General features: G+C 62.1%; 15 protein-coding genes. All 15 read left to right on the top strand.

The window, feature by feature from the left end:
- The first annotated feature begins 109 nt into the window (after nt 1-109).
- The 15 genes from LOY55_RS15775 to LOY55_RS15845 all read left to right on the top strand — a co-directional run bounded on the left by LOY55_RS15775 (nt 110) and on the right by LOY55_RS15845 (nt 15,400).
- Nucleotides 110-781, top strand: coding sequence for a GntR family transcriptional regulator (locus LOY55_RS15775; RefSeq protein WP_046027847.1), 672 nt, complete (start codon nt 110-112; stop codon nt 779-781).
- A 114-nt stretch (nt 782-895) separates the two neighbouring features.
- Complete coding sequence (locus tag LOY55_RS15780) at nt 896-1,828, top strand: 4-hydroxyproline epimerase (RefSeq protein WP_109787175.1); 933 nt, start codon at nt 896-898, stop codon at nt 1,826-1,828.
- Nucleotides 1,825-2,940, top strand: a complete 1,116-nt coding sequence (locus LOY55_RS15785; protein WP_309475384.1) for an FAD-dependent oxidoreductase — start codon at nt 1,825-1,827, stop codon at nt 2,938-2,940. The genes LOY55_RS15780 and LOY55_RS15785 overlap by 4 nt, the downstream gene beginning before the upstream one ends.
- A complete protein-coding gene (locus LOY55_RS15790; protein WP_109787173.1) occupies nt 2,933-3,169 on the top strand; it encodes a (2Fe-2S)-binding protein in 237 nt (78 codons plus the stop codon). Before LOY55_RS15785 ends, LOY55_RS15790 begins: the two co-directional genes overlap by 8 nt.
- The gene (locus LOY55_RS15795; RefSeq protein ID WP_109787172.1) at nt 3,166-4,422 is read left to right on the top strand and encodes an FAD/NAD(P)-binding oxidoreductase; all 1,257 of its coding nucleotides are present in this window, start codon (nt 3,166-3,168) and stop codon (nt 4,420-4,422) included. The genes LOY55_RS15790 and LOY55_RS15795 overlap by 4 nt, the downstream gene beginning before the upstream one ends.
- 74 nt (nt 4,423-4,496) lie before the next feature.
- The gene (locus LOY55_RS15800) at nt 4,497-5,246 is read left to right on the top strand and encodes an AraC family transcriptional regulator (RefSeq protein ID WP_046027198.1); all 750 of its coding nucleotides are present in this window, start codon (nt 4,497-4,499) and stop codon (nt 5,244-5,246) included.
- 231 nt (nt 5,247-5,477) lie between these two features.
- Nucleotides 5,478-6,296 (top strand): transporter substrate-binding domain-containing protein, encoded by an 819-nt coding sequence (locus tag LOY55_RS15805; RefSeq protein WP_046027197.1) that lies wholly within the window; start codon nt 5,478-5,480, stop codon nt 6,294-6,296.
- A gap of 10 nt (nt 6,297-6,306) precedes the next feature.
- Nucleotides 6,307-8,085 carry an aconitase family protein gene (locus LOY55_RS15810; RefSeq protein ID WP_258665681.1) on the top strand — a complete coding sequence of 593 codons (1,779 nt, stop codon included), beginning with the start codon at nt 6,307-6,309 and terminating at the stop codon, nt 8,083-8,085.
- The gene (locus tag LOY55_RS15815) at nt 8,078-8,743 is read left to right on the top strand and encodes an amino acid ABC transporter permease (protein ID WP_046027196.1); all 666 of its coding nucleotides are present in this window, start codon (nt 8,078-8,080) and stop codon (nt 8,741-8,743) included. Before LOY55_RS15810 ends, LOY55_RS15815 begins: the two co-directional genes overlap by 8 nt.
- Before the next feature lie 10 nt (nt 8,744-8,753).
- Nucleotides 8,754-9,404, top strand: coding sequence for an amino acid ABC transporter permease (locus LOY55_RS15820; RefSeq protein ID WP_046027195.1), 651 nt, complete (start codon nt 8,754-8,756; stop codon nt 9,402-9,404).
- Nucleotides 9,397-10,119: an amino acid ABC transporter ATP-binding protein gene (locus LOY55_RS15825; protein ID WP_046027194.1), complete on the top strand. Its 723-nt coding sequence runs from the start codon at nt 9,397-9,399 to the stop codon at nt 10,117-10,119. Before LOY55_RS15820 ends, LOY55_RS15825 begins: the two co-directional genes overlap by 8 nt.
- A gap of 133 nt (nt 10,120-10,252) precedes the next feature.
- On the top strand, nt 10,253-11,281 hold the full coding sequence (locus LOY55_RS15830) for a trans-3-hydroxy-L-proline dehydratase (RefSeq protein WP_109787170.1): 1,029 nt from the start codon (nt 10,253-10,255) through the stop codon (nt 11,279-11,281).
- A 125-nt stretch (nt 11,282-11,406) separates the two neighbouring features.
- Complete coding sequence (locus tag LOY55_RS15835; protein ID WP_046027192.1) at nt 11,407-12,324, top strand: dihydrodipicolinate synthase family protein; 918 nt, start codon at nt 11,407-11,409, stop codon at nt 12,322-12,324.
- 71 nt (nt 12,325-12,395) lie between these two features.
- The gene (abaF, locus tag LOY55_RS15840) at nt 12,396-13,793 is read left to right on the top strand and encodes a fosfomycin efflux MFS transporter AbaF (protein ID WP_258665686.1); all 1,398 of its coding nucleotides are present in this window, start codon (nt 12,396-12,398) and stop codon (nt 13,791-13,793) included.
- Between the two features lie 26 nt (nt 13,794-13,819).
- Nucleotides 13,820-15,400, top strand: coding sequence for an aldehyde dehydrogenase (NADP(+)) (locus LOY55_RS15845; protein ID WP_258665687.1), 1,581 nt, complete (start codon nt 13,820-13,822; stop codon nt 15,398-15,400).
- The last annotated feature ends 21 nt before the right edge of the window (nt 15,401-15,421 follow it).

Here is a 15,421-nt window from a genome sequence, read left to right on the forward strand (position 1 = left end):
TCGATGTCAGCCTCATCCATACAGGGCGCCACAGACTGGTGTGTCGACAAAGGAACACCCGGCAAAATTCGTATACCATATCTACAACTCATTCCGAACGACCGCCGCCGTGACCCAAACCAAATTCAATGCTCCAGACCTTGGCAATGCGCCTTCGACGTCGGAAATCATCACTCGCCATCTGCGGGACGCAATCGTTGCCGGGCATTTTGACGAGGACGAGCCGATTCGCCAGGACGACATCGCGCGGCAGTTCAACGTCAGCAAGATCCCGGTGCGCGAAGCGCTCAAGCGCCTGGAGGCTGAAGGCCTGGTGATGTTCCAGCGTAATCGCGGGGCGATGGTGACGCGGGTGTCCGACGCAGAACTGGCGCAGATGTTCGAAGTGCGCATGCTGCTCGAAGACAAAGTGCTGCGCCTGGCCATCCCTAACATGACCGAAGAAACCTTCGCCCGTGCCGAACGTATCTGCCAGGAATTCATCGGCGAAGATGACGTGGGACGCTGGGCCGAGCTCAATTGGGAGCTGCACTCTTGCCTTTACGAACCGGCGCAACGCCCGTTTCTGGTCGGCCTGATTCGTTCGGTCAACGACAAACTGGAGCGTTACCTGCGCATGCAGATGAGCCTCTCGGCCGGCAAGGATCGCGCCGATCATGAACACCGGGAGATTTTGGCGGCCTGTCGCGCCGGCGACGTGGACCTGGCGGTGAAGCTGCTCGACGAGCACATTGCCGGGGTCTGCAAGACGCTGTTCGAGCACCTGCCGCACCATCACTAACCGCTCGCCGCACTGTGCCGATATCGTCATCGGCGCTGGATAAAACCATCAAGCCGGCGCCCCCCCGCACGGGCCACTCTTTCGTTCAATCATCTGAACGGACGTGGCCCTGTTATGAAACGAATCAGCGTGATCGACTCCCACACCGGCGGCGAACCTACCCGCCTGGTGACGGCAGGTTTTCCCGACCTGGGTTCCGGCAGCATGGCCGAACGTCGGCAGCGGCTGGCTGAGCAGCATGATCGGTGGCGCGCCGCGTGTGTGCTCGAACCACGGGGCAGCGACGTACTCGTCGGCGCCCTGCTCTGCCAGCCCGTCGATCCGACCGCGTGTGCCGGCGTGATCTTCTTCAACAACAGCGGTTATCTGGGTATGTGCGGCCACGGCACCATTGGCCTGGTGGCATCGTTGGCCCATATGGGCAAGATCGGCCCGGGCGTGCACAGCATCGAAACGCCAGTGGGCACAGTGCAGGCAACGCTGCACGAAGACCATTCAGTGAGCGTACGCAACGTGCCCGCTTACCGTTACCGCAAGGCGCTGGCGCTCGAAGTGCCAGGTGTTGGAACGGTGGTCGGCGATGTGGCTTGGGGTGGCAACTGGTTTTTCCTGATCGCCGAGCATGGCCTGCGTGTGGCCGGTGACAACCTCGATGCATTGACCGCGTATACCTTTGCCGTGCAGCAAGCGTTGGAAGCCCAGGGCATTCGCGGTGAAGACGGCGGGCTGATCGATCACGTCGAGCTGTTCGCCGATGACGAACACGCCGACAGTCGCAACTTCGTCCTCTGCCCCGGCAAAGCCTACGACCGCTCACCCTGCGGCACCGGCACCAGTGCCAAACTGGCGTGCCTGGCGGCTGACGACAAATTGCAGCCGGGACAGATCTGGCGCCAGGCCAGCGTCATCGGCAGCGAGTTCGAGGGTTCATACGAACTTCAGGGCGAGCGCATCGTGCCGACGATTCGCGGTCGTGCCTACATCAGCGCCGAAGCCAGCCTGATCATCGAACAGGACGATCCATTCGCTTGGGGCATTCGCCCGTGAGTGAAGGCCTGATCGCCGATGTGATCGTGATTGGCGCCGGCATCATCGGCGCCGCCTGTGCCCAGGCGCTGGCCCGCCGTGGCTTGCGCGTGCTGGTGGTGGACGCCGGCATCCCCGGTGCGACAGCGGCAGGCATGGGTCACCTGCTGGTCCTGGACGACAACCCGGCCGAACTGGCGCTCAGCCAATATTCCCTGCAACGCTGGCGCGAACACGGGCCGGATCTGCCCGACGGCTGCGCCTACCGCAGCAACGGCACCCTCTGGCTGGCGGCCAACGCCGAAGAAATGACGGTCGCCCACAGCAAATACCTGAACCTTCAAGCTCAAGGCGTTGCCTGTGAACTGATTAGCCGCCGTGCGTTGCGCGAGCGCGAACCCGAGTTGCGCGAGGGCCTGGAAGGCGGTTTGTTAATCAATGGCGACGGCATTCTCTATGCCCCGGCGACGGCTAACTGGATGCTCGACACGACGAACATCCAGCAGCTGCGGGCGCGAGTCAGTGAAGTCGATGGCAACCGTGTACGCCTGGATGACGTTCGCTGGCTGAGTGCCGAAGCCGTGATTCTGGCCAACGGCGTTCAGGCCAACGAGTTATGCCCGGAATTGCCAATCGAACCGAAGAAAGGCCACTTGCTGATCACCGACCGCTACCCCGCCAAGGTCACGCACACCTTGGTGGAGCTCGGCTATGTCACCAGTGCCCATAACGCCTCGGGCCCCTCGACGGCTTGCAACATTCAACCTCGACCAACCGGGCAATTGTTCATCGGTGCCTCGCGGCAATTCGGCACCACTGACCCGCAGGTCGAAGGCTGGATGCTCGCCAAAATGCTCAAGCGTGCGATCGAATACATGCCGGGGTTGGCGCAGCTCAATGGCATCCGCGCCTGGACCGGTTTTCGCGCCGCCAGCCCCGACGGCTTACCGCTGGTGGGTCAGCACCCAAAGCGCAAGGGCTTGTGGCTGGCCGTCGGCCACGAAGGACTGGGCGTCACCACGGCCCCCGGCACGGCCGATTTGCTGGTCGCGCAACTGTTCAACGAAACACCGCCGCTCGCTGCGCATCCGTATCTGCCGCAGCGTTTTCTGGGAGAGCCCGTTTATGCCTGAATTGATGCTCGATGGCCGTTCCCTGCGCGTTGCCGAAGGCACCAGCGTCGCGGCCGCGCTGGCCTTGGGCAGCGACGGTTGCAGTCGGACTTCGGTCAGTGGTCAACGCCGCGCGCCCTTGTGCGGCATGGGTATTTGCCAGGAATGCCGGGTGACCATCGACGGTCGACGCCGTCTGGCCTGCCAGACACTGTGCCGTGACGGCATGCAAGTGGAGACACGCACATGAGCGAATATGCCGACGTGCTGATTATCGGTGCCGGCCCTGCCGGTATGGCCGCCGCCCTCGCCGCCGCGCCTGGCGGTGCACGTATCGTCATGCTCGACGACAACCCCGCGCCGGGCGGACAAATCTGGCGCGACGGGCCTCAGGCCAATTTGCCGACGCTGGCCCGTGATCTGCGTGATCAACTGCAGCGCTGCGACAACATCCGCGTCCATTCCGGGGCCCGGGTGATCGCCTGCGCCGGGCCGAAGCAATTATTGGTCGAAGATGCTGATCGTGGCTGGCTGATTGCCTACGACAAACTGATTTTGTGCACCGGCGCCCGTGAGTTGCTGCTGCCCTTCCCCGGCTGGACACTGCCCGGCGTAACCGGCGCGGGCGGCCTTCAGGCATTGATCAAGGGCGGCCTGCCGGTACAGGGTGAACGCGTGGTGATCGCCGGTAGCGGGCCGTTGTTGTTGGCCAGCGCCGCGACCGCAAAACACAAGGGTGCCCGGGTGCTGCGCATCGCCGAGCAGGCTTCAACGGCGGCAGTCGCCGGGTTCGCCGCACAACTGCCGCGCTGGCCCAACAAACTGCTGCAGTCGTTCACGTTGTTCGATCGCCATTACCGCACCGGCACCCACGTGTTGGCGGCGCTGGGAACCGAGCGGCTAGAAGGCGTGCGCCTGCAACAGCAAGGGAAAATCGTCGAACTGGAATGTGATCGCCTGGCCTGTGGCTTCGGCCTGATCCCCAACACTCAAATTGGCCAGGCCCTGGGCTGTGATCTCGATGGCCACGCCCTCGCGGTCGATACCTGGCAAGCCACCCGCCGCGTTGACCACTATGCGGCGGGAGAATGCACGGGGTTCGGTGGCAGTGAACTGGCGTTGGTCGAAGGTGCGATTGCGGGATACGCAGCGGTCGACGACCGTCAGGCGGCTCAAGCATTGTTCTCTCGGCGCGCGCGGTGGCAGGGATTCGCCAATGCGCTGAACCAGGCATTCGCGCTCGGCCCGCAACTCAAGTCGCTGGCACAACCCGACACCCTGCTATGCCGCTGCGAAGACGTACCCTACGCTGCGCTCGCCGGGCACGCGGACTGGCGCGAAGCCAAACTGGCCAGCCGCTGCGGCATGGGCGCTTGTCAGGGTCGAGTGTGTGGCGGCGCCTTGCAGCACTTGTTCGGCTGGCAACCCTCGGTGCCACGCCCGCCGTTCAGCCCGGCACGGATCGAGACCTTGTTGTGCCTGGACGACAACCCGCCCGTTTGAATACCGGGCCAGGGCTTTCGATAGCCGGCCCGAGTCTTTATGATCCTCGGCATTGCCACCAGACGCCCAGCGCCATGTATGCCTCGCTCACGACCTTCAAACCCTGTGACCTGCCGACCCTGTTGAGCAGCTTGCAGCCGATTGCGCCGCTGCTCGACACCCTGTCCGACGTGGTGTTTTTCATCAAGGACAGCGAGGCCCGCTACGCGTTCGTCAACCAGACCCTGGCCCGACGTTGCGGCTTCAAACACCCTGACGAGTTGCTTGGGCTCACCGCCGACAGGGTCTTTCCCGAGCGTTACGGCCCGCTGTACACCGAACAGGATCGGCGCGTGCTGTCCACCGGCCGCGAACTGGCCGATCAACTCGAACTGCATCTGTATTTCGGCAATCAGCCAATGTGGTGCCTGACCCACAAACTGGCCCTGCACGATGAACAGGGCCGCATCGTTGGCCTGGCGGGCATCTCCCGCGACCTGCAACTTCCCCAGTCCAGCCATCCGGCGTTCCCGAAACTCGCTGCGGTGGACGCGCATATCCGCAAGCATTTCGCCCGCCCTATCAGCCTCGCCGAATTGACGGCGATTGCCGGGTATTCCGTGGCGCAACTGGAGCGCCACTGCAAACGCGTGTTCCAGCTCACGCCACGGCAGATGATTCACAAGGCCCGGCTGGAAGAAGGTTCGCGGCTGTTGTTGCACACCGACCTGCCCATCACAGAGATCGCCCTGCGCTGTGGTTACACCGACCACAGTGCCTTCAGCCGACAGTTCCGCGCCTTGACTAGCCTGGCACCGAGCCAATACCGCGACAGCCGCCGTTAAGGTGTTCCTTTAAGGCGCGTCATGGGGCGACTGTGCTCCCTTCTGTAACACCTTCCTGATCCGCACCCTCTCGCCTCTACCGACTCATCGTCGCGCAACCCGTCTGATTCAAGGGCTGGAAATTAATTCTGGTCTCGGGAGGAAAACAGGCACGTCCATTGCTATTGTTAATATCGTATACGAAATCCCCAATACGATATCTGACGACACTACAACCACAACGAGGCCTCTATGAAAAACCCCGCATTTGCCGTAGCCCTCAGCGCTGTCCTCAGCACTTCCTTCATCGCCACCGCCCAGGCTGACAAGCTCGACGATATTATCGGTTCGGGCAAGCTGCGTTGCGCCGTGACCCTGGACTTCCCGCCGATGGGGTTCCGCGATGAAGGTAACAACCCGGCCGGGTTCGACGTGGACTACTGCCGCGACCTGGCGAAAGTCCTCGGGGTCGAAGCCGAAGTGGTTGAAACCCCCTTCCCTGACCGCATTCCGGCGCTGATCTCCGGGCGCGCCGACGTGATCGTTGCGTCAACCTCCGACACCCTGGAACGGGCCAAGACTGTCGGCCTCACCGTGCCGTACTTTGCCTTCCAGATGGTGGTGCTGACCCGCGACAACACCGGCATCAACAGCTTCGCCGATATCAAAGGCAAACCCCTGGGTAACACCAGCGGCACCTATGAAGCCATCGCCCTGGAAAAAGACGTGAAGAACTGGGGCAGCGGCACTTTCCGCGCGTATCAGTCGCAGAACGACACGTTGCTGGCCGTCGCTCAGGGCCACATCGACGCAACCGTCGTCACCAATACCGTGGCCGCCGCCACCATCAAGTCGGGCAAATACAAGAACCTGAAGGTCGCCGGTAACGCACCGTACACCATTGACTATGTCTCCCTGGGTGCCAAGCGTAACGAGTATGGCTTGCTCAACTACCTGAACCTGTTCGTCAACCAGCAAGTCCGTAGCGGCCGCTACGAGGAACTGTTCACCAAATGGGTCGGCACCGAGATCAAGCCTTCCGACCTGACCGTGCCCAAGGTCTACTACTAAGATGTCCGGCATGCCTGGGGCCACTTCCCTTTCCGGTCGCAGTCTGGTCGCGGGCGCCGCACAAGGCGCCCTGCTGTTCGCCGATGTCGGGCTGAGTTTCTGGGGCGGCGTTGACCCGTTCAGCGGTGAGGTCATCGACCGTCATCACCCGCTCAGCGGCGAGCATTTGGCCGGTCGTGTGCTGGCCATTCCCAGCGGTCGCGGCTCGTGCACTGGCAGCAGTGTCTTGATGGAGTTGATCAGTAATGGTCATGCACCAGCCGCACTGGTGCTGGCCGAACCCGATGAGATCCTGACCCTGGGCGTGCTGGTGGCACAGACCATTTTCGAGCGTTCCCTGCCGGTGCTGTGCATCGGTCAGGAGGCCTTTGCCGCCTTGCGCGTCAAGGCGTTTGCCCGTGTCGAGAATTCATCGGTGACACTGTTCGAACACCTGCCCGGCGATGCCTGGCAGGCACTCGAAAATTCATCGCAAACCGTCGAAACAAGCGCCTCGATCGAGCTCACTGTACTCGACCGGGCGCTGCTCGATGGCGAGCATGGCAAGGCGGCACAAATTGCCATGCAAATCGTCCTGCGCATGGCCGAACTGCAAGGTGCCCGATGCCTGGTGGATGTCACTCAGGCGCACATCGACGGCTGCATCTATACCGGCCCGGCCAGCCTGCGGTTTGCCGAACAGTTGGTGCAGTGGGGCGCAAAAGTGCGGGTGCCGACGACCCTCAATTCAATCTCCGTCGACCAGCGTCGTTGGCGAGAATTGGGCATCGATCCCGCGCTTGGCGTACCGGCCAGCGCTTTGGGTGATGCCTACATGGCAATGGGGGCGCAGCTGAGCTTTACCTGTGCGCCCTACCTGCTGGACAGCGCGCCGAAGGCCGGTGAACAGATCGTCTGGGCCGAATCAAACGCTGTGGTTTACGCCAACAGTGTGCTCGGTGCACGGACGCTGAAGTACCCGGACTACCTGGATATCTGCATCGCCCTGACCGGTCGCGCGCCCTTGATTGGCTGCCATCTGGACGCTCAACGCAAAGCCCGTTTGCACATTGAGTTACCCGCATTGGGTGAACTGGATGACGCGTTCTATCCGCTGCTCGGTTATCACATTGGCGCGCTGGCGGGCAGCCGGATTCCGTTGGTGTATGGATTGGAACGGCGCACGCCAAACCTGGATGACCTGAAAGCCTTCGGCGCGGCGTTTGCCACCACCTCCGCCGCGCCGTTGTTCCATATCGCCGGTGTTACCCCGGAAGCCCTCGACCCGACACAGGTTCTGGAGCCGGATCAAACCCTGCCGGTGGAAACCATTCGCTTGAAGGACCTGCTGCACAGTTGGCGCAAGCTCAACAGCGCCCGCGAAAACCGGGTGGATGTGGTCTCGCTGGGCAATCCGCATTTCTCCCTCAGCGAGTTCGCTCACCTGGCGCGACTGTGTCGCAATCGGGTCAAGCATCCCGACGTGGTCCTTGCCATCACCTGCGGCCGCGCGGTGCTGGAACAGGCGCGCGAGGCTGGGCACATCAGCGTGATCGAAGCCTTCGGCGCAACCCTCGTCACGGATACCTGCTGGTGCATGCTCGGTGAACCGGTGATCCCGCTGGACGCCAAAACCTTGATGACCAATTCGGGCAAATACGCCCATTACGCACCCGGCCTGGTCGGTCGAAAGGTGCACTTCGCCAACCTTGCCGAATGCGTCGATGCAGCCTGCAGCGCTACGGCCAGCGGACGCCTGCCCGCCTGGCTGCAACCGGCTGTTCACCTGGAGAACACTGCGCATGTTTGATTACACCTTCCAATGGCGCTCGGCCCTGCGCGCCCTGCCGGACATGCTCGCCGGGGCGGTGGTCACTTTCGAAACCGCCGCCTTGTCGATGATCTTCGGAGTGCTCATCGCCCTGGCCCTGACGGTGATGCGCGAAGCCAAAAACCCGGTGCTGCGTGGCTTCGGCAACGGCTGGGTGTCGATCGCCCGCAACACCCCGTCGCTGTTTCAGGTTTACGTCCTCTACTTCGGCCTTGGCTCACTGGAGTTGCATGTCAGCTCCTGGTTCGCCCTGCTGGCGGGGATCACCTTCAACAACGCCGGCTACCTCGCGGAAAACTTCCGCGGCGGCCTCAAGGCTGTGCCCGGCACACAAGTGCGGGCCGCACGTTCGCTGGGCATGAGTGCCTTCCAGACCTACCGGATGATCATCGTCCCGCAGTTGCTGCGGATCGTGTTCTACCCGTTGAGCAATCAAATGGTCTGGGCGGTGTTGATGACCTCGCTGGGGGTGATTGTCGGCCTGAACAATGACCTCACCGGGGTGACCCAGGACTTCAACGTCAAGACGTTCCGCACCTTCGAATACTTCGCCATTGCCGCGGTGCTGTATTACCTGATTGCCAAGGCGATCGTCGCGACGGCCCGGCTGATGGCCTGGCGGCTGTTCCGTTACTGAGGACCTGACCATGTTTACCACCAGTTTTTCCTGGAATGACCTGCAGTTTCTGCTCAATGGCGCCTGGGTCACTCTGCAACTGACGTTCTGGTCGATCATCCTCGGCTCTGTCGCCGGGTTGGTGTTCGGCTTGTTGCGGGCGCTGCTGCCACGCGCCAGCCTGCCGCTGGCCTGGGTGCTGGACGTGTTTCGCAGCGTGCCGCTGTTGATTCAGTTTGTGCTGTTCAACTCGCTCAAGAGCATCGTCGGTCTGGACATCAGCGCTTTCAGCGTTGGCTGCATCGTGCTCGGGGTCTACGCCGCCGCGTACTTCACCGAGATCGTGCGCGGTGGTGTGCTCGCGGTGCCGTTTACCGTGCGCCGCGCCAGTCGCTCGCTGGGCCTGAGCTTCTTCCAGGACCTGCGCTGGATCGTCCTGCCGATCGCCACGCGCGTAGCGTTTCCCGGTTGGCTGAACCTCGTGCTCGGTGTGATGAAAGACACCGCGCTGGTGATGTGGATCGGCATCGTCGAGTTGCTGCGCGCCTCGCAAACCATCGTGACCCGCATCCAGGAACCGTTGCTGGTGCTGTGCATCGCGGGCCTCATCTATTACGTCATGAGCCTGGTGGTTGCCCGCCTTGGCGCTCGTCTGGAAAGAAGGTGGCAAGAAAATGATTGAGATCGACAACGTACACAAATCCTTCGGCAACCTGGAGGTGGTCAAGGGCGTGAACCTGACCGTGAGCAAGGGTGAAGTGGTGTCGATCATCGGCGGCTCGGGCTCGGGCAAGTCGACCCTGCTGATGTGCATCAACGGCCTGGAGCCGATTCAGAAAGGCAATATCCGCGTGGACGGTGTCGAGGTTCACCACAGCGCCACCGACCTCAATCGCCTGCGGCAGAAGATCGGCATCGTGTTCCAGCAATGGAACGCCTTTCCGCACCTGACCGTGATGGAGAACGTGATGCTGGCGCCGCGCAAAGTCCTCGGAAAAAGCAAGGCTGAAGCCGAGGAGCTGGCGGTGCGGCAACTGACCCACGTGGGGTTGGGTGACAAGCTCAAGGCCTTTCCCGGCAAATTGTCCGGCGGTCAGCAGCAGCGCATGGCCATCGCCCGCGCCCTGGCCATGTCACCGGATTATATGTTGTTCGACGAAGCCACCTCGGCCCTCGATCCGCAACTGGTGGGCGAAGTGCTGGACACCATGCGCATGCTCGCCGAAGACGGCATGACCATGGTGCTGGTGACCCACGAGATCCGCTTCGCTCGCGACGTGTCGGACCGCGTGGCGTTTTTTCGCAATGGCCTGGTGCACGAGATCGGCACGCCTGAACAAGTTATCGGCAACCCGGTGCATGCGGAAACCGCGGCCTTCCTTAAGTCAGTGAAATAACCGACGGCCCCATCGCGGGCTTGCCCGCTCCCACAGTGATCGGTGTCTGCCACCGATTTTGTGTACACCCGCAAACCTGTGGGAGCGGGCTTGCCCGCGATGAGGCCCTAACAGGTAACAAAAGGATCAAGTCATGCGCTCATCGAAAGTCATACATGTCGTCAGCTGCCACGCCGAAGGCGAAGTCGGTGATGTCATCGTTGGGGGCGTTGCCCCGCCACCAGGCGCCACCGTGTGGGAACAATCTCGCTGGATCGCCCGGGATGAAACCCTGCGCAATTTCGTGCTCAACGAACCACGCGGGGGAGTATTCCGCCACGTCAATCTGCTGGTGCCGGCCAAGGACCCACGGGCGCAAATGGCCTGGATCATCATGGAACCGGCAGACACCCCACCGATGTCCGGCTCCAACTCGCTGTGTGTCGCCACGGTGTTGCTCGACACCGGTATTCTGCCGATGACCGAACCGCAAACCCGGCTGGTACTCGAAGCCCCGGGCGGGCTGATCGAGGCCGTCGCCGATTGCCGCGATGGCAAGGTCGAGCGGGTGGAAATCAAGAACGTACCCTCCTTCGCTGACCGTCTTGATGCGTGGATCGAAGTCGAAGGCCTGGGCTCACTGCAAGTTGACACTGCGTACGGTGGCGACAGTTTTGTGATCGCCGATGCCAAGCGCCTGGGGTTCTCCATCCGTCCCGACGAGGCGGCTGACCTGGTCGAGGCCGGGCTGAAAATCACCCGGGCGGCCAACGAACAACTGGGCTTCGTACATCCGCTGAACCCCGAGTGGTCGCACATTTCCTTCTGCCAGATCGCCGCGCCCATCGTCCATGAAAACGGCATCGCCACTGGCGCCAATGCGGTGGTGATTCAACCCGGCAAAATCGACCGCTCACCCACCGGCACCGGCTGCTCGGCGCGCATGGCGGTGTTGCAAGCCAAGGGTTTGATGCAGGTGGGCGATCGTTTTATTGGCCGCTCGATCATCGGTTCCGAGTTCCACTGCCGCATCGATTCGCTGACGGAGGTGGCCGGTCGACCGGCGATCTACCCGTGTATTTCCGGACGAGCCTGGATCACCGGGACTCATCAGTTGCTGCTCGATCCGAGCGATCCATGGCCACAAGGCTACCGACTGTCTGACACCTGGCCTGGCGCCTGATCCCTGCCGTCGAAACACTGACCAACGGCTAGCAAAAACCCCTTGTAACCCGAAAAAAGCGCTAGCCGAATTTACTCACTTGCAATATCGTATACGAAATACGAACGAACCCATCGGAGGCAACAATGAGCAAACGCATTAACTGGAGTGGCGTCTTCCCCGCGGTGACCACTCAATTCAACGACGACTTTTCCATCAACCTGGAAAAAACCCATCAGGTGATTTCCAACGTGATCCGTGACGGCGTGTCGGGCCTGGTGGTGTGCGGTTCCGTGGGGGAAAACACCTCGCTGACCGCCGAAGAAAAAATCGCCGTGACCGAAGTCGCGGTCGACGCCGCTCGCGGTCGCGTTCCGGTGATCTGCGGAGTAGCTGAGTTCACCAGTGTGGCCGCCGCCAAAGTCGCAAACGCAGTACGCCGTGTGGGCGTCGACGGCGTCATGCTGATGCCGGCACTGGTCTACGGCTCCAAGCCATTCGAAACCGCCGAGCATTACCGTTACGTGGCAAAAAACGCCGACGTACCGCTGATGGTCTACAACAACCCGCCGATCTACAAAAACGACGTCACCCCGGACATCCTGATATCCCTGGCCGACTGCGACAACGTGGTGTGCTTCAAGGATTCTTCCGGCGACACGCGCCGTTTCATCGACGTGCGCAATGAAGTCGGTGATCGTTTTGTGCTATTCGCCGGTCTCGACGACGTGGTGCTGGAAAGCATTGCGGTGGGCGCCGAAGGCTGGGTCTCGGGGATGTCCAACGTGTTCCCCAAAGAAGGCGAAACCATCTTCCGCCTGGCCAAGGCCGGTCGCTTCGCCGAAGCCATGCCGATCTACGAATGGTTGATGCCGATCCTGCACCTCGACGCCCGTGCCGACCTGGTGCAGTGCATCAAGCTGTGCGAAGCCATCGCCGGTCGCGGCAGCGCGCTGACCCGTCCACCACGCCTGGCCCTGCCGGAAGCTGACCGCGTGTTCGTCGAGCAGATCATGGCCAAGGCCCTGGCCAACCGTCCGGAGCTGCCGGACGTCGGTCTCTGAGTGATTGCCGGGCGGGCCCTTAGGGGCCCGAACCGGCTGCCTGTTTTTGCGCCCCCACAGGAAACGTCAGCATGTCCAATCCCCCAAGCTCGTGCAGCGCAACCACAACTTCGGGACTCAAGCGCGTCGTGGCCGCCGCCATGGCCGGCACCGTCGCCGAATGGTATGAATTCTTTCTCTACGGCACCGCCTCGGCACTGGTCTTCGGCCAGTTGTTCTTTCGCCAGACCGGCAACCCGGTCGACGGCATCCTCGCCGCCTTCGCCTTGTACGCCGTCGGGTTTCTCGCCCGTCCGTTGGGTGGCCTGGTGTTCGGTCACTACGGTGACAAGTTCGGCCGCAAGCGTCTGCTGCAACTGAGTCTGGTGGTGGTCGGCATCACCACGTTCCTGATGGGTTGCCTGCCCGGTTTCGATCAGATCGGCTATGCAGCGCCGGTGTTGCTGGTGCTGTTGCGGTTGATTCAGGGGTTCGCTTTTGGCGGTGAATGGGGCGGTGCGATTCTGTTGGTGTCCGAACATTGTCCGGACAATCGTCGAGGCTTCTGGGCCAGTTGGCCGCAGGCCGGTGTCCCGGCCGGCAACCTGGTGGCCACCCTCGCCCTGTTGCTGTTGTCGTCGACCCTGTCGCAAGAACAATTCCTCGCGTGGGGCTGGCGCGTTGCATTCTGGTTTTCGGCGGTGGTGGTGCTGATCGGCTACTGGATTCGTACCAGCGTCGATGACGCACCGATCTTCAAGGAAGCCCAGGCCCGGCAGGCGCAAAACAAGCATCAGCAACTGGGTGTGGTCGAAGTGTTGCGTCACCACTGGCGCGCCGTGTTGGTTGGTATCGGTGCGCGGTTTGCCGAGAACATCCTCTATTACACCGTCGTGACCTTCTCGATCACCTACCTGAAACTGGTGGTGCACAAGGACACGTCACAGATCCTGTTGCTGATGTTCGGCGCGCACTTGCTGCACTTCTTCCTGATCCCGCTGATGGGGTATCTGTCTGACCTGGTCGGGCGTAAACCGGTGTACCTGACCGGCGCGGTGCTCACGGCGTTCTGGGGTTTTATCGGTTTCCCGATGATGGATACCGGCAACAACTGGCTGATCATGGCGGCCATTACCCTGGGCCTGGCCATTGAATCGATGACTTATGCGCCCTACTCGGCGCTGATGGCCGAGATGTTCCCGACCCACGTGCGCTACACCGCGCTGTCCCTGTGCTATCAGGTGGCGCCGATCTTCGCCGGTTCGCTGGCCCCGCTGATCGCCCTCACCCTGCTCAACAAGTACAACAGTTCGACACCCATCGCTTTCTACCTGGTCGGCGCCGCGCTGATTTCGATAGTTGCCGTCGGGCTGACGCGTGAAACCCGTGGCAAGTCGCTGCATCAGGTGGACAGTGAATCCGCGGCGCGGATTGCTGGCCTGGACAGCACCGAACCGGCCACCACTCGCCGAGGCGATTCGCTGGCCTGATCCCCCTTCCCCTACAGGAGTTTTCCATGCCCGAGATCATCGGCCACAACTACATCGGCGGTGCGCGCAGCGCCGCCGGTACTGTCACCTTGCGAAGCCATGACGCCAGCACCGGTGAAGCGCAGCCCTATTCGTTCATGCAGGCCACGGGCGAGGAAGTCGATGCCGCAGCCCAAGCGGCCGCTGCCGCTTACCCGGCATTTCGGGCTCTGTCGGCGAGTCGGCGCGCCGAGTTTCTTGAGGCCATCGCCGCGCAACTGGATGCCTTGGATGATGACTTCGTTGCGCTGGTAACCCGTGAAACGGCGTTGCCTGCCGGGCGCATACAAGGCGAGCGTGGGCGCACCAGCGGCCAGATGCGTCTGTTCGCCCAGGTTCTGCGCCGTGGCGATTTCTATGGCGCGCGCATCGACCGGGCCTTGCCCGAGCGTCAGCCGCTGCCACGGGTCGATCTGCGTCAGTACCGGATCGGCGTCGGCCCGGTGGCGGTGTTCGGCGCGAGCAATTTCCCGCTGGCCTTTTCCACCGCCGGCGGCGATACCGCAGCCGCCCTCGCAGCGGGTTGCCCGGTGGTGTTCAAGGCTCACAGCGGGCACATGGCGACCGCCGAGCGGGTGGCCGATGCGATCCTGCGCGCCGCCGAGCAAACCGACATGCCCAACGGCGTGTTCAACATGATCTACGGTGCCGGCGTCGGCGAAGCACTGGTCAAGCATCCGGCCATTCAAGCCGTGGGGTTCACCGGTTCACTCAAGGGCGGTCGCGCCCTCTGCGATATGGCCGCCGCCCGGAAGCAGCCGATCCCGGTGTTTGCCGAAATGAGCAGCATCAACCCAGTAGTGGTGTTGCCCGAAGCGCTACAAGTGCGTGGCGAGAAAATCGCCAGCGAGCTGGTGGCATCGGTAGTCCAAGGTTGTGGTCAGTTCTGTACCAATCCGGGGCTGGTCATTGGCATTCGCTCCTCGACGTTCAGTGCGTTCACCGCAAGGCTGAGTCACTTGATGAACGAGCAGCCGGCTCAAACCATGCTCAACAGCGGGACACTCGCCAGCTACGGCACGGGTGTGCAAGCCCTGCTGCGCCATCCGGGTATCCGTCATCTGGCCGGCAAGGTCCAACAAGGCAATCAAGCTCAACCGCAGCTGTTCAAGGCTGACGTCAATCTGCTGCTTGATGGTGATCCGTTGTTGCAGGAAGAAGTGTTCGGCCCGACCACCCTTATCGTCGAAGTGGCCGACAAGGCAGAACTGCACCAAGCGCTGCACAGCCTGCACGGTCAGCTTACGGCCACATTGATTGCCGAGGCTGGCGACCTGCGAACCCATGGTGAACTGCTGCCACTGCTGGAACAAAAGGTCGGCCGCGTGCTGTTCAATGGCTACCCGACCGGTGTTGAAGTGTGCGATGCGATGGTGCATGGCGGGCCTTATCCGGCCACTTCCGACGCCCGTGGCACATCGGTCGGCACCTTGGCCATCGAGCGCTTTCTGCGTCCGGTTTGCTACCAGAATTGCCCGGATGCGTTGTTGCCCGAAGCGCTTCAAAACGCCAACCCGCTGGGGATCAATCGCCTGGTCGATGGCCATAACCACTGCGAACAGTTGTAAACCGAACGGGCGCCATGGGCG

The sequence above is a fragment of the Pseudomonas sp. B21-040 genome (genome assembly GCF_024748695.1).
Classification (GTDB): Bacteria; Pseudomonadota; Gammaproteobacteria; order Pseudomonadales; family Pseudomonadaceae; genus Aquipseudomonas.

Bases quoted from the DNA above. Each gene is read 5' to 3' on its own strand.
- LOY55_RS15780 (WP_109787175.1), top strand. From the start codon at position 896: ATGAAACGAATCAGCGTGATCGACTCCCACACCGGCGGCGAACCTACC.
- LOY55_RS15790 (WP_109787173.1), top strand. From the start codon at position 2,933: ATGCCTGAATTGATGCTCGATGGCCGTTCCCTGCGCGTTGCCGAAGGC.
- LOY55_RS15795 (WP_109787172.1), top strand. From the start codon at position 3,166: ATGAGCGAATATGCCGACGTGCTGATTATCGGTGCCGGCCCTGCCGGT.
- LOY55_RS15800 (WP_046027198.1), top strand. From the start codon at position 4,497: ATGTATGCCTCGCTCACGACCTTCAAACCCTGTGACCTGCCGACCCTG.
- LOY55_RS15805 (WP_046027197.1), top strand. From the start codon at position 5,478: ATGAAAAACCCCGCATTTGCCGTAGCCCTCAGCGCTGTCCTCAGCACT.
- LOY55_RS15810 (WP_258665681.1), top strand. From the start codon at position 6,307: ATGCCTGGGGCCACTTCCCTTTCCGGTCGCAGTCTGGTCGCGGGCGCC.
- LOY55_RS15815 (WP_046027196.1), top strand. From the start codon at position 8,078: ATGTTTGATTACACCTTCCAATGGCGCTCGGCCCTGCGCGCCCTGCCG.
- LOY55_RS15820 (WP_046027195.1), top strand. From the start codon at position 8,754: ATGTTTACCACCAGTTTTTCCTGGAATGACCTGCAGTTTCTGCTCAAT.
- LOY55_RS15825 (WP_046027194.1), top strand. From the start codon at position 9,397: ATGATTGAGATCGACAACGTACACAAATCCTTCGGCAACCTGGAGGTG.
- LOY55_RS15830 (WP_109787170.1), top strand. From the start codon at position 10,253: ATGCGCTCATCGAAAGTCATACATGTCGTCAGCTGCCACGCCGAAGGC.
- LOY55_RS15835 (WP_046027192.1), top strand. From the start codon at position 11,407: ATGAGCAAACGCATTAACTGGAGTGGCGTCTTCCCCGCGGTGACCACT.
- abaF (WP_258665686.1), top strand. From the start codon at position 12,396: ATGTCCAATCCCCCAAGCTCGTGCAGCGCAACCACAACTTCGGGACTC.
- LOY55_RS15845 (WP_258665687.1), top strand. From the start codon at position 13,820: ATGCCCGAGATCATCGGCCACAACTACATCGGCGGTGCGCGCAGCGCC.